The organism is Bacillus lumedeiriae (genome assembly GCF_044891285.1).
Taxonomy (GTDB): Bacteria; Bacillota; Bacilli; order Bacillales; family Domibacillaceae; genus Pseudobacillus; species Pseudobacillus lumedeiriae.
This window is the reverse complement of sequence record NZ_JAUIYO010000006.1, coordinates 75321-89163: the sequence shown is the minus strand read 5'-3', so window position 1 is coordinate 89163 and position 13843 is coordinate 75321. Positions and strand designations below refer to the sequence as shown.

The 13843-nt window shown below is 40.8% G+C and carries 14 protein-coding genes; 10 read left to right on the top strand and 4 right to left on the bottom strand.

From position 1 onward, the window contains the following. Positions 1-42 precede the first annotated feature (42 nt). Positions 43-225: a hypothetical protein gene (locus QYG89_RS10020; RefSeq protein ID WP_404316968.1), complete on the top strand. Its 183-nt coding sequence runs from the start codon at positions 43-45 to the stop codon at positions 223-225. Between the two features lie 132 nt (positions 226-357). Here QYG89_RS10020 and QYG89_RS10015 read toward each other — a convergent pair whose 3' ends face one another. After that, positions 358-1257, bottom strand: a complete 900-nt coding sequence (locus tag QYG89_RS10015) for a TetR/AcrR family transcriptional regulator (protein WP_404316862.1) — start codon at positions 1255-1257, stop codon at positions 358-360. A 189-nt stretch (positions 1258-1446) separates the two neighbouring features. Between QYG89_RS10015 and QYG89_RS10010 the strand changes: the two genes are divergently transcribed. The 3 genes from QYG89_RS10010 (at position 1447) to QYG89_RS10000 (ending at position 5070) form a co-directional block, all read left to right on the top strand. Beyond that, complete coding sequence (locus QYG89_RS10010) at positions 1447-2976, top strand: DHA2 family efflux MFS transporter permease subunit (protein ID WP_404316861.1); 1530 nt, start codon at positions 1447-1449, stop codon at positions 2974-2976. A gap of 284 nt (positions 2977-3260) precedes the next feature. Further along, complete coding sequence (locus QYG89_RS10005) at positions 3261-4253, top strand: Gfo/Idh/MocA family protein (RefSeq protein WP_404316860.1); 993 nt, start codon at positions 3261-3263, stop codon at positions 4251-4253. Between the two features lie 31 nt (positions 4254-4284). Continuing rightward, the gene (locus tag QYG89_RS10000) at positions 4285-5070 is read left to right on the top strand and encodes a fructose-6-phosphate aldolase (RefSeq protein WP_404316859.1); all 786 of its coding nucleotides are present in this window, start codon (positions 4285-4287) and stop codon (positions 5068-5070) included. A 72-nt stretch (positions 5071-5142) separates the two neighbouring features. On the opposite strand, the gene QYG89_RS09995 is transcribed toward QYG89_RS10000, so the two are convergent. Beyond that, positions 5143-6816: a ribonuclease J gene (locus QYG89_RS09995; RefSeq protein ID WP_404316858.1), complete on the bottom strand. Its 1674-nt coding sequence runs from the start codon at positions 6814-6816 to the stop codon at positions 5143-5145. Between the two features lie 365 nt (positions 6817-7181). Here QYG89_RS09995 and QYG89_RS09990 point away from each other — a divergent pair, with 365 nt between their 5' ends. The 5 genes from QYG89_RS09990 to hprK all read left to right on the top strand — a co-directional run bounded on the left by QYG89_RS09990 (position 7182) and on the right by hprK (position 10193). Beyond that, positions 7182-7337, top strand: coding sequence for an FbpB family small basic protein (locus QYG89_RS09990; RefSeq protein ID WP_404316857.1), 156 nt, complete (start codon positions 7182-7184; stop codon positions 7335-7337). Between the two features lie 103 nt (positions 7338-7440). After that, positions 7441-7872, top strand: coding sequence for a hypothetical protein (locus QYG89_RS09985; RefSeq protein ID WP_404316856.1), 432 nt, complete (start codon positions 7441-7443; stop codon positions 7870-7872). After that, entirely contained in the window at positions 7860-8150 is a 291-nt protein-coding gene (locus tag QYG89_RS09980; RefSeq protein ID WP_404316855.1) for a YxcD family protein, read from the top strand. Before QYG89_RS09985 ends, QYG89_RS09980 begins: the two co-directional genes overlap by 13 nt. Before the next feature lie 392 nt (positions 8151-8542). After that, entirely contained in the window at positions 8543-9160 is a 618-nt protein-coding gene (locus tag QYG89_RS09975; RefSeq protein ID WP_404316854.1) for a HutD/Ves family protein, read from the top strand. Between the two features lie 112 nt (positions 9161-9272). Next, positions 9273-10193: an HPr(Ser) kinase/phosphatase gene (gene hprK / locus QYG89_RS09970; RefSeq protein ID WP_404316967.1), complete on the top strand. Its 921-nt coding sequence runs from the start codon at positions 9273-9275 to the stop codon at positions 10191-10193. 210 nt (positions 10194-10403) lie between these two features. Here the strand turns inward: hprK and QYG89_RS09965 are convergent, their stop codons facing one another. Further along, the gene (locus QYG89_RS09965; RefSeq protein ID WP_404316853.1) at positions 10404-11561 is read right to left on the bottom strand and encodes a polysaccharide deacetylase family protein; all 1158 of its coding nucleotides are present in this window, start codon (positions 11559-11561) and stop codon (positions 10404-10406) included. A 260-nt stretch (positions 11562-11821) separates the two neighbouring features. Continuing rightward, positions 11822-11989, bottom strand: a complete 168-nt coding sequence (locus QYG89_RS09960; protein ID WP_404316852.1) for a hypothetical protein — start codon at positions 11987-11989, stop codon at positions 11822-11824. Positions 11990-12238: 249 nt separating this feature from the next. Between QYG89_RS09960 and QYG89_RS09955 the strand changes: the two genes are divergently transcribed. Next, positions 12239-13834: an acetolactate synthase large subunit gene (locus QYG89_RS09955; protein WP_404316850.1), complete on the top strand. Its 1596-nt coding sequence runs from the start codon at positions 12239-12241 to the stop codon at positions 13832-13834. Positions 13835-13843 lie beyond the last annotated feature (9 nt).

The following is a 13843-nucleotide window of genomic DNA, read 5'->3' as shown; positions in this document are numbered from 1 at the left end:
CTCTTTTGCTTCTCATACTAAAGAAACGAAGGAGGGATTATGATGGCAAAACGGACGAAGAAAAATGATGCAGAGCAAAAGAACAAAAAAGGGTTTGACTCTAGCCAAACAGATTCGGAGTTTGGTGAGGAATTTGGCAGTGCGAATGCGAATCGAGCTCATAAAGAAAAGGCGAAAAAAGAAAAAGCTTCTAAGAACCAAGGGAAATGGAACGGTATGCATTGATCGATCGTTATCCATGCTACTAACAAACAGCCTTAACCAGGTATATCTGGTTAAGGCTGTTTGTTATAGATGCAGACTCATCGTCTGCACCACGGAAAGCGAAGCACCTGGAAGGGAAATCAACGGATCAAGTTAATCCGTCTGCTCTATTTGATCAAAGTAACTTGCCACTAGTTGATTGAGCTTATGAAGTTCCTCTTCCCCGAAAGATTCTCGTTCTGCCTGTAAGGACGAAAGAGCGCTTTCCGTTAGGAATTTCCGAGGGCTTTTTGAATGAAGCAGTTCATCTTGTATAAAGTCTAATAACTCGATGCACTTTGTTCCTTCAATCTGATTATTCAGCGCATTTTTCAATACGGATATCGTATGACAAAGTTTCTGCTGAAGAGAGTGATCTGTTTGCTCGCAATCGGGCAGCCAGCCTTCTAAAAACTCAGGAGGAATTAACTGATCGCCTGTTTGTGCAACCTCATGTACAATCTTTACGGCTCGTTCTACACTATAGCGGACTACTCGATGAATGCTGTCATCGGACTCATGAAGCATCACATAATATTTAAGGTTTTGATGTAAAATACCAATGAGCATAATGGAACAGTCTAGTAAATAAGGCTTCTCTCTTTCGCTGAAGATATCTGTAAATCGCCGATACACCCAACGAAGCGACCGCAATTGTCCTTTTTTAATAAATTCTTTAAGATCCTGATCATTCGAAACGAGTACTTCTTCAAAAAGAGGGAGTAGCTTATTTGTTCGGTTCGTTTTCATCTGCAATTCGATTTGTTTAATGAAAATTTCCATATCGGCAGGGTCCTGGCCAATGAGTAATTCATTACGTTCCTTTTCGAGCTGTTTATGAATTGATTTAAAAAGGGCGATTAACAATTCATTCTTAGATGAAAAATAATTATAAAATGTCCCTTTGGATATTCCGCTTACGTTTAAAATATCTTGAATGGATGTCGCTTGAAAACCTTTGTCAATAAATAGTTGATGAGCCATTTTGATGACATGCTGCTTTCTGTCGTTCATATATTATCACCTGAAATTTTAATTGGACTGTGTGTATAAAAGTCATAGTACATTACTTTTAGAATTTATACAAACCCCGTAAATAACAGGTTATTTTTTTATTGCATTCATTGAACTATTGGTATATGATAAGGTTCTGAATGAAACGATGGTACAAAATAATGTACCGAATGTATAGGGGGAGAAATAATGGATGATTCCATAAAAAAGACGAATGGTGCACCGTATGGAATTCTTTCTATCCTAATGATCGGGGCTTTTATTACTTTTTTGAATAATACATTGCTAAATATCGCTCTTCCTTCCATTATGAAGGATTTGAGCGTTGAGCCATCAACGGTACAGTGGCTGACGACTGGCTTTATGCTAGTGAACGGAATATTGATTCCAACTACTGCCTTTTTAATTCAAAAATATTCTGTTAGACATTTGTTTTTAGCGGCTATTAGTTTATTTACACTAGGAACGATTATCGCCGGTTTTGCCCACGTGTTTCCGTTATTATTAGCCGGTAGAATGGTTCAAGCATCTGGATCAGCGATCATGATGCCATTATTAATGAATGTTATGCTAGTGAGCTTTCCAATAGAAAAAAGAGGGACAGCGATGGGGTTTTTCGGTTTAATTATGATGTCTGCCCCAGCAATAGGCCCGACATTGTCTGGGTGGATTATTGAACATTACGACTGGAGAATGCTTTTCCACTTCATCACACCGATTGCAGTCATTGTTCTATTGATTGGCTTTTTCCTGCTTAAGGATAAAAAAGAGAAGGTGGATCTTCATCTTGATTTCTTTTCTCTTCTATTATCAAGTGTGGGGTTTGGCGGTTTGCTGTACGGATTTAGTTCAGCGGGCAGTAAAGGCTGGGATAGCCCGCAAGTATATGCAACGATCATCGTTGGTGTGATTTCATTAGTGTGGTTTATTGTGCGCCAATCAAAGCTTGAGCGGCCAATGCTTAACTTTGGTGTGTTTAAATACCCGATGTTTGCTTTATCATCGTCTATTTCTATGGTTCTTAATATGGCGATGTTTTCTGGAATGTTGTTACTTCCTATTTATGTTCAAACGATTCGCGGGATATCACCGCTCGACGCGGGGCTTATGATGCTCCCAGGAGCGATTGTCCTGTCTCTTATGTCACCGATTACGGGTAAATTATTTGATAAGGTTGGCGGAAGAATACTTGCTGTCATCGGTTTAGCTATTACAGTGGTCACGACATATTATTTCAGTAAACTCTCATTAGATACTACTTATAATCATTTAGTGATTTTAAATGCTGTGCGGATGCTCGGAATATCGATGGTGATGATGCCGGTTTCTACAAACGGGTTAAATCAACTGCCAGCCCGCTTCTATCCACACGGTACAGCGATGAATAATACGTTAAACCAGGTGGCCGGAGCTATTGGTACAGCGCTGCTCGTTACGCTTATGTCTAATCGTACGGAAACACATGCTGCAGAATTGGCAGATGCTGCTATGAAGCATGCAGCAGGACAGCCGTCAGCAGCCGCTGTAGCTGAAATGAAACAACAAATTGCGATGAAGGCGATGTTAGAGGGAATTAATGACGCTTTCCTTGCGGCGACCTTTATTGCTGCTGTCGCGTTTGTTCTTGCTTTCTTTATTAAACGGGCGAAACAAGCGGAAGAACCATTAGAAGGAAAACCAACCGATAAGGAAATGACCGCCAAATTGGTGGAGAATTAAGCTTTTAAAAAGTAAAGGGTGTCCCAAAAGTATAACTTTTAGGGGCATCTTTTTTTTGGAAAGAAGTGCTCTCATACATGTAAAAGCCCATGACGCATATTTCTATTTTCAGTGCGAATTGAACAAAGTGCCCCTAAACGCTTAACAATCTACTTGTAATGAATTATAATTTTCAGATATTAACATATTGATGACCAACAAAGAAAAAGAAGTGGAAATCGAAATGGCGAAAGAATAATGATGGAATCAATCGTTACAAGTTTCATTGAAAAGAGGGATGGAAAATGGTACGTGTAGGAGTAGTAGGGACAAACTGGATTACAGATCATTTACTAGATGCCGCTAAATTTGTAGAAAATTTTGAGTTGGCGGCTGTTTATTCAAGAACGAGTGAAAGAGCGAAGGAGTTTGCGGATAAATACGGTGCGCAACATACGTTTACTAACCTTGAGGAAATGGCAGAAAGTCCTTTAATCGATGCTGTATATATTGCTACACCGAATTGTTATCACGAAGAACAAGCTATTTTGTTTTTACAAAATGGCAAACATGTTTTATGCGAAAAACCATTAGCGGCGAATGCAGAAGAAGTAAAGAGAATGATTGAAGCAGCCAAAAAGCATAACGTTCTGCTGATGGAAGCCATGAAATCTACGCTGCTGCCCAATTTTAAAGTTATTCAGGAAAACTTACATAAAATTGGTCCTGTTCGTAAATTCTTTTCAAGCTACTGTCAGTACTCATCCCGTTACGATAAGTATAAAGAAGGAATTATCCTTAACGCTTTTAATCCGGTCTATGCCAATGGTTCGTTAATGGATCTCGGTACATACTGCTTATATCCGTTAATTGTGTTGTTTGGAGAGCCAAAGGGAATACAGGCAACGAGCGTGATGCTAGAATCAGGAGTAGATGGTGAAGGCAGCGTCTTATTGCAATATGATGATAAAGAAGCGGTCGTTATGTATTCAAAAATAAGCAACTCTCATCTGCCCAGCGAAATTCAAGGGGAGAATGGAAGCTTAATTATTGATAAATTACATACGGCTGAACGAGTAGAGGTTCGATACAATGATGGCACTGTTGAACACTTAACAGTTGAACAGCCATATCCTACGATGTATTACGAAGTAAACGAATTCGTGGAATTAATAGTGAATGGAAAAACAGAGTCTGACGTCAATTCTTACCACCATTCTTACGAAACGATGAAGGTGATGGATGAAGTAAGAAAGATCATTGGCCTCGTTTATCCAAGCGATCAAAAAAACAAGTAATTGGAGACTGTTTAATCAAAAGGTGATGTTCATGATTATAGTTGATTGGAGCGGAAGGCAAGTGCCTCAGCGGAAATCAACATGGGAGTGTAGCAAAGCTGATAAAAAAGAAAAGGGAGTGGCTAAGATGTTATTAGTGATTGATTCAGCTAATGTAGAGGAGATTAAAGAACTTGTTGAATATTATCCGGTAGATGGAGTGACGACAAATCCGAGTATTATTGTAAAGGAAAAGAAAGGCTTTGTAGAGTTACTCGGGGAAATTAGAGAAGCGATCGGAAATGAAAGAGAATTATTCGTTCAAACACTTACGTTTAAAGCAGAAGAAATGGTGGAAGAAGCGAAGCATATACGCGAAACAGTACAGGGAAACGTAGTCATTAAAATACCCGTTACACATGAAGGAATCAAGGCGATTAAGGCATTGAAAGCTGAAGGAATCCGGACGATGGCTACGACGATCTACACGCCTTTACAAGGATACCTTGCTGCGAAAGCGGGCGCTTCGTATGTCACACCATATGTAAATCGAATCGACAATCTTGCAGGGAACGGTGTGAATGTTGTTAAAGAGATGATCCAAATGCTAGAGAAGCATCAACTGAACAGTCAAGTGCTGGCAGCGAGCTTTAAAAATGTGCAGCAAGTGCATGATGTTTGCCTGTATGGAGTGCATGGTGTGACAGCAGCACCTGCTATTATCAAGGACTTTCTAGCACATCCGGCAACGGAAGCAAATGTGAAAGTCTTTAGTGAGGATTGGCAAAAAGCGTACGGTGAGAAGAGCGTCATTACTACAACGACAATAAGAATGTAAGATGATTAAACGATAAAAGGAAGAGGCTGACCCGTTTTGGAGCAGTCTCTTCCTTTTTTGATGCGCCGTTGATTAAATTTCGATAATGATAGGGAGAATCATTGGCTTTCTCCTCGTTTGCCCGTACAAATATTTTCCTACTGATTTTTTGATGTTTTGTTTCATGACATTCCACTGGTGTATGTTTGCTTCCTGTAAATCGTTCACGCTTTTTTTTACAAGACGATTGACCTCTTTAAGCAGATCATCTGAATTCCTTGCATATACAAAACCGCGGGAAATCGTATCAGGGCCTGAAACAATCTTCTTGTCCGTTTTACTAATGGTTATGACGATAACTAGCATACCGTCTTCGGAAAGCTGTCGGCGGTCTCGTAAAATAATGTCCCCAACGTCCCCGACACCCATTCCGTCAACGTACGTATCACCCGCTGGAATCTTCCGTGTTTGACGGGCTGTCGAGTCTTCAATATCGATGACATCTCCATTTTGAATGATAAATGTGTTTCCTTTTTCTACCCCAACCGATTCGGCTAACAATCGGTGATGGTGCAGCATTCTGAATTCACCGTGAATGGGAATAAAGTATTTCGGTTTCATTAATGTCAGCATGAGTTTTAAGTCTTCCTGATAGCCATGTCCGGAAACGTGCATGCCTGTTGAACTGCCAGAGCCATAAATCACTTTAGCACCCAGTTGAAATAAGTTGTCGATGATTCGTGAAACATCACGTTCGTTTCCTGGTATTGGAGAAGCAGCTAAAATAACGGTGTCACCAGGTAAAATGGATGTATCCCGATAGTTTCCGCTTGCCAGACGGGCGAGGGCAGCCATTGGCTCTCCCTGGCTTCCTGTGCAAAGGACAGCGACCCTTTCTGGATCCATTCCATCAATTTCATGCGCCTCGATCATCATGTTATCGGGTACATTTAAATAACCCCGTTCTATCGCAACAGATACAACGTTCACCATGCTTCGGCCGAGCAGTGCAAGCTTGCGGTTGGTCTTTTGGGCAGAATGGATGACTTGCTGCACACGATTCACGTTGGAGGCGAAGGTGGAAACGATCACTTTCCCCTGCGCTTTCATAAAGGCTTCATCCATATGATCGCCTACGATCCGCTCGGTAGGTGTTAAACCAGTCCGTTCGGCATTCGTACTTTCGGATAATAACAATAAGACACCTTGCTCGCCGATATCAGCCATTTTATGAATATCCGAACGCTGTTCATTTACTGGCGTTAAATCAAACTTGAAGTCGCCTGTGTGGACAACGTTCCCTTCAGGCGTATGAAAGACAATGCCTAGACAATCGGGAATGCTGTGGCTCGTTCTGAAGAAAGAAACCCCGATCTCTCCTAATTCTAGTTTGGAATCTGAGTCAACCTGAACGAGTTTCGTATCCCTCATAAGCCGATGTTCTTCTAATTTTAATTCGATTAAACCTAGTGTGAAACGAGTAGCATAGATGGGTACATTTAATTTCCTTAAGAAGTAAGGGATACCGCCTATATGATCCTCGTGCCCATGTGTCACGATCAAAGCCCGGACTTTCTCCTTGTTTTCTTCTAAATAGGTAACATCAGGAATAATTAAGTCGATACCTAACAAAGTCTCATCCGGAAACTTACCGCCGCAGTCGATGATAATAATGTCGTTAGAATATTGGACTGCGTACATGTTTTTGCCAATTTCATTGATGCCGCCTAAGGCGAAAATGGATAATGTTTGATCATTGGTTTTCAATTTGTAAATCCTCCTAACGCCGACTAAATACTTTTATTATTCCCGTTCATCTTTTTTTTATTTAATTTGAGTCATTCACAGAATTAGAAAGGTTCCTTGACATTTATCTATTGCTCTATTATGATATAAATATAAAATCAATATTCCTTTTAAGGGGAGTAGCTTTTACAGCAAAGTCGTCATTACAGAGTAAATTGCTCTCGGCTTTGTTGGCAACGATGACTGTTGTTAGCAAGACCTTACCAACTGGTAGAGGTCTTTTTTATTGTTAAGTCCTATACCAGGGGTGGTATAGGGCCTTTTGGTTTATTTGTCACTATGTATCAGCGGCAAATCAGATGTATATAGCAAGGAGGTGCAGCATAATGAGAAAACACTTATCATTTCATCAATTAATTGAAAAGAATAAGGAAGAGATGATGAAAGATCGATTTATGATGGAAAAAATCGAAACGAAATTAGACAAAAAGCATACAGACTCCGAGAAAAAGAAGCAGCTTGTACGAACATTCATTAAATAATAAGCTATGTTAATGACTATTGTTGATTGAAGCGTCTGCAGTGGAAATCAACAGGGGAGCTTAACAAAGCCAAATAATAAAAAGATAAAATGGAGGATTTCATATGTTGAAAAAAATCATTGCATCTCTATTAGTTTGTGGTTTGTTCTTTGCACCTATCGGAAATCTAGTGGATCAGAACCCTCACGTGGCGAGCGCAAAGTCGTACAAATCTGGGAAAAAGTCTTTTAACTCAACAAAGAGTAACAGCCCATCGCTTTTTAAAAAAGATAACGATAAACAAAAATCAACAACTAATTACTCAAAAAAATCAACCGCAGCAAAATCTAATAAAGGCGGTCTTTTAAAAGGATTATTTATCGGTGGACTAGCTGGCATGTTACTTGGAGGTTTAATCGGTAATCTTGGTATTTTAGGTTCTATCCTAGGATTTATCATTAATATGATGGCCATTGTGGCATTAGTGATGATTATTCGTGCGATCTTTACTGCGTTGAAAAGAAAACGGAGAGAAGAGAACACATGGGAGAGATAAAAGTTTCTGAACAAGAGATTATCAATGCCCTCTGTTTGCATATAGCTGACAAAAGGCAAATTTCTCCTCATGAAGTGGAAATTGAGTTAATGTTTGATGATGACTATGGCTTTTCAGCTGAAGCTCATGTATCAGGGCGCAAGCAAATTTTAATTACGGCCAATATTATCGAGGCTCTTCGCTTTTGGCTTGATACAGAAATGGGCATGGATCCGTTTGCGGCAGGGGTTGAATTAGTTCTCGATGATCATGAAGGGATTATTGCTTTTATTAGATAGTCTATGTTAATGATTAATGTTAATTTTGCCGCTATGTTGATTGGAGTGAAGGGTGCGAGATTCCTGTAGGAAAAGCGTTTCCACGGGAGGCTCCGCAGAAGCGACAGTGATGAGGAGGCTCCCGGATCGCCCGCAGCGGAAATCAACGGGTAAGTTTAACAGAGCCATTAGATAAGATAGATGAAGAAGTAATAGTAAGATGTGTCCCTCACTGTACAAAAGAAAGCGGTGAGGGGCTTTGTTTTTTCAGCAATTAATTTCACCTGGAAAATGCTATAATAAAGGGCGCATAACGAGTAGTGAAGTGGAAACGGCAGGCTTTGAAGTGATTCATGATGCACCAAGTCTATAAGGGGAAAGATACATAAACGGTGAAAAGGGAGATGTTACGTATGTCTTATTCAATTCAAATGGTTAGAAAAAGTGAGCAAGTATCCAATGAATGGTCGGGGGGAGTAACGACTCAACTTGCGATTTATCCAGAACATGCGGATTATAGCAAACGTGACTTTAAATGGAGAATGAGTTCAGCAATGGTAGAAGTGGAAGAGTCCGTGTTTACCCCGCTCCCTGGTATTTGGAGATTAATTATGGTCGTTGACGGGGAAATGACTCTTGAACACGAAGGGCATCACCGCATCCATTTAAAGCCTTATGAACAGGATAGCTTTAGCGGGGGATGGACCACTCGAAGCGCTGGCAAGGTGAGAGACTTCAATCTTATGTTAGCCGAGGGATGCAGCGGCGAACTTAAAGCCATGAATATAGGAGAGGAAGTTCATCACGAAGAATTAAGTGATCAACATACTGATTTTCTTCAAGCTGTCCATGCTTTTTATTGTACGAATGGACATGTGAACATGGTCATCGATGAGAAGGATTCTATTGAGTTAGCCGAAGGTGACTTGATTATATTAAACAGAGAAAACCTAGAAAAAAACATACATGTCAAGCTATTAAGCAACAGCGAAAGCGGTGCGAATGTGATAAGAGCGAGTGCATTATTTTGATGATAGGATAGTGTCTGGGTGTTTGCTTATCTTCTTATTTAAACTATGGTAAAATGAATGAACAAAAAATGGATAAAGCAGAAGGTTTTGAAGGACGGAGAGTGTAATGGATATGAAATCAATAACGATTGAAAATATAGTTCGCAGGTTTTCACTAGAAGTATTATCTGGAGAAGATCAACTGCATCGAACGATTACAAAAGCGCAGACACATCGTCCGGGACTAGAGTTTATCGACTACTTTGACTTCTTTCCAATGGAACACGTTCAAGTGCTTGGCCACAATGAAATTAATTATTTACGGACGTTGAGTGATAGTGAACGCAAGACAAGAATGGGCAATATCGTTAAATACAATCCCCCTTGTATTATCGTGACAGACCATCAGGAAAAACCTGAACATTTGACTCAATACTGTAAGGAGGAGCAAATCCCCTTGCTGCGTACGCGCGAGTCCACTCATGAATTCATTGCGAAACTGGAAGCGTATATGCGAAAAACGCTCGCACCGGAAATTGCGGTGCACGGTGTTTGTGTCAATGTTTCTGGAATGGGTATTTTACTGCGCGGCAAATCGGGTGTAGGTAAAAGTGAGACGGCGCATACATTAATCGGCAGAGGGCATCGTTTAGTGGCTGATGATATCGTCGTGCTGAAGAAACTTAGCCCGCAGACTCTTCTAGGGACCCATAACGAAACGAATAAAGAATTCCTCGCCTTGCGCAGCGTAGGATTGTTGAATGTAGTGCGCCTATATGGGAGAAAAGCATTTCAAGATGAGACGCGCATTGCGCTTGATATTGAATTAACGAAGTGGAAGGAAAATTCTCTGAACAACGAATTAGAGATTGAAACGAAATTTAAGGAATATATGGATGTTCGAATTCCTCATATTCAGATTCAGCTTCAGCCTGGCCGTGATGTGGCAGGGTTAATTGAAGCCGCAGCAAATAACTGGTATTTGCAGCAGCAAGGATATAGTGCTGCGGAAGAATTCATGAAACGGCTCGAATCAGATCTCTCCAATCAATAACCATTTGTGTGATTGATTGGAGAGAAGAAAGAAGTATGTCTTTACGTATAAAAATGAAGTTCCAATGTATAGCGGTGCTGTAAAGTGCCTGTACCGCTTTTAATGTTTGGAAGCGCTGCCAAGTGTTGAGATGAGTTGTGTTGTTCTCCTGTTTGCACTTTAGGCAGACAGAGGAGGGGAATGAGCCGCTCAAGAAACCTGTTTCTGTAGTTATGGGTGTTCCAGCAATGCTGCGAACTGTTGAAGGGTAGTGGAGTAAGAAATTCGCACCCGCTGCATGAGCAGTCTTTCGTTTTGCTGGCCTTTCTCAATAAAGAGTCCGGGTTTTGTTGCCGTAGCGTAATGATAATATTTCTTTGTTTCTTCCACGACCGTGTCGTCAAAGTGGCCGAATGGATAGGCGATAGCAATGACAGGTTTGCCTGTTATTTGTTCGATTTTTTGTTTGGAGTCATACAATTCTTCTCTGTAATTTGTCGTTTTAGTAAGATCGGCATGGGTCATCGTATGCGACTGTACAGAGAAAATGCCGGAGTTGACCATTTCTTTTAGATTCTCGGTAGACAGCCAAGGAGGTCCTCCATCTATTCGAGCGGCAATGACATATTCAGTAGCAGCCGGCTGGAAATGGTCGTCCTTCAATGTTTGAAGAATTCGAAACGCAGTCATATTGTTTTTCATTCCATCATCAAAGGTAACGAATACGGGTTTGTTCACTTTGTTTACGTCCTTCCATCGTTCAAAGGTAAGGAGCGTATACCCGTTATCCTTTAAATACCTCATTTGTGCCTCAAAGTTAGCAGGTGTTACGAATAACCCTTTCAGCCCCGTCCCTTTATACTCATCCACGGCATGATACATCAAAATGGGCACCCGTTGCTGAAAGGTTAACGTGCTGCGAGCGAGCAGCTCCTGTTTGCCATTCTTATGTATGCTGTATGCCTCTACTTGATATTCACCGCGCTGAGAGCGAAACTCTTTTATATCAAATAGGAAAGCAAAGTTAGTGTCTTTACTTTTTGCAGAGAACTTTTTCATACTTGCTGGTCCATCTGCTGTCCGCCAAATATGATAAGCGATTTCTGAAACATCTTCCGTGCGATCCGTTGTAGTGATGATAGTGGATGTAGCGTGATAGGCATGAGAAGTGATTGAAATAGTTGCTTTGGGCTCGAATGATGAAGTTTTTTTATGTCTTTCATCTTTCTTTATGTTTGAATCTGCTGTGTGTGAAGAAGGATGAGTGTTGCTTGTTTCAAGTGGTGCAGCCGCTGGATGTTCCGTTTTCACCTGGGTCTCCGACGCCTTGGATTGACATCCTATAAGAAGTAAAGCGGCAAAAAGAATGATCATTGATAACCTATTCATTTTATCCATCCTTCAATCCTAATTCTGATCAACATACCTCTTTGGATATTGCCGGTAAACTTGGTGGGAGTATTTGAATAATCACTTGTTTATAGCTTTTTATGTTTTCTCAACAGCAGACTGACTAGAACCTAGCTCCCTTTTGCTGCCGTGAAGAAAATAACGCAGTGTTTGACAATCAAGCCTTAAATCGGCCCCCATTGTCAAACACCGTTGCTCTATTCCCCGCCAATATCGCTGAACACTCCGTTTTTTATGATCTAAGATTGATCATCCTCTGGTACTCGATTTTTAAATGCTTCGTACGTTGCGATATCGTTAATTTGTTCGAGCTGCTGACTTTGTTCTTTTGGCCCACTTATTTTACTTTGTGGATAGTTTCCGGGATTTCCTTTTTCTTTGTGACTAAAGCTTTTACCACGGCCCATATATAATCTCTCCTTTCGATTGTTACTTTTTTAGTTTTCACCACAGCAAAAAAAATATCCTATCTAACTAATGGAGCGATAACGTCAGCTAAGCTTAGAAGTTCTGCCTAACGATTTTAAATGAATGAACTAACGCTATAAGAAGAACCTATCTCAAAAGGGTCTGACTTACTCGGTATATCTTCTATTGCTGATGTGCGGTCTGACACTTTCGTTCAAACGATCATTTGGGAAAGAGAGTGAGAAAACATGAAGGTCACGGATGTACTCGTTCAGTGTTTAGAGAACGAGGGAGTCGAATATGTTTTTGGGATTCCTGGTAAAGAAACGCTTGATCTTGTCGATTCTTTGTCAAAATCAACACAAATTCAATTCGTGAATGTACGGCATGAACAAGGTGCCGCGTTTATGGCAGATGTATATGGGAGGCTTTCTAATAAGACCGGAGTGTGTTTAGCAACACTAGGACCCGGTGCTTTGAATTTGTTGACGGGTCTAGCAAGTGCGAAGCTAGATCATTCACCAGTTGTCGCGTTAACAGGACAGGCTGCTTTTGAGAGACAGCATAAAGAATCCCATCAATACATGAACATGATGAGAATATTTGAGCCGGCTGTAAAATGGTGCACTCAAATCAAAGATTCACAAACCACCCCAGAACTCATTCGAAAAGCTTTTAAAATCGCCAAAATGGAGAAGCCGGGATCGGTAGTCGTGGAATTGCCGGAAAACTTAGCCTCACAAGTCATCCCAAATAAGCCGTTGCCAGTTAGGCCAGTTTCGATAAGTATTCCTATAATGGAGGAGATGCAGACGGCTCAAACGCTGATTCGCCAATATAAAAAGCCGTTTATCCTTGTAGGGAATGGGGTGATGAGGCAAGAAGCTGATGCCGAACTTCAAATCTTTGCTGAACAGCTTCAATCGCCTGTTACGCATAGCTTTATGGCCAAAGGGGTGCTGCCTAAAAATCATCCGCTTAATTTTTTCACGTTTGGATTTAATGAAAAAGATGAAGTGTTAGCTGGTATAAAGGAAGCTGATTTGCTTATTGTCATTGGATTGGATTTCGTCGAGAAACTGCCGAAGGAATGGAATAAACAGAAACTGCCGATTTTACATATCGATGCTTCTCCAGCAGAAACAGGCGAATATTATCCCGTACAAGCAGAGTTGGTTGGAAATATAAAGCACACACTTCAAGCGTTGAATCACCTTGATCTTCCATCTAAAGCATGGGTTCCTTTTATGAATCTCAGGGAACAAATACAGCAGTCTTATCAAATGGAGGAGAGGGAGGCGGATGTCAGCTCCCTGCCGCTGACGATCGAGAATGTGCTGCACATAATTGAAAAACATTCTTCAGAGAACACTATTATGATTTCCGATGTAGGTGCCCATAAGGTGTCGATCGCCCGCACATATCAGCCAAAGCGGCCGAATGGACTCATTATATCCAATGGGCTCGCTTCTATGGGAATTGCTTTACCGGGCTCAATCGGCGCTAAATTGGCTTGCCCTCATAACCAGGTGATTTGTATTACCGGGGATGGGGGAGTATTAATGAATATTTCCGAAATAGAAACGGCCAAACGTCTAGGGCTCTCATTTGTTATCATCGTTCTAAATGACTCTATGTTGAAACTCGAACAGGAAACAATGGATAAAATGTTCGGAGAAAGCTATGGAGTCACATTTCAGAATCCAGATTTTGTCCAGCTGGCAGAGAGTTTCGGAATTAAAGGGAGACGGTCCGCCCATTTAGTTGAATTTGAAAATGAGTTAAAAGATTTCCTAGAATCATCAGGTGGGATTGTACTTATTGATGTTCTTATTCAAAACTGACTTTCTTTT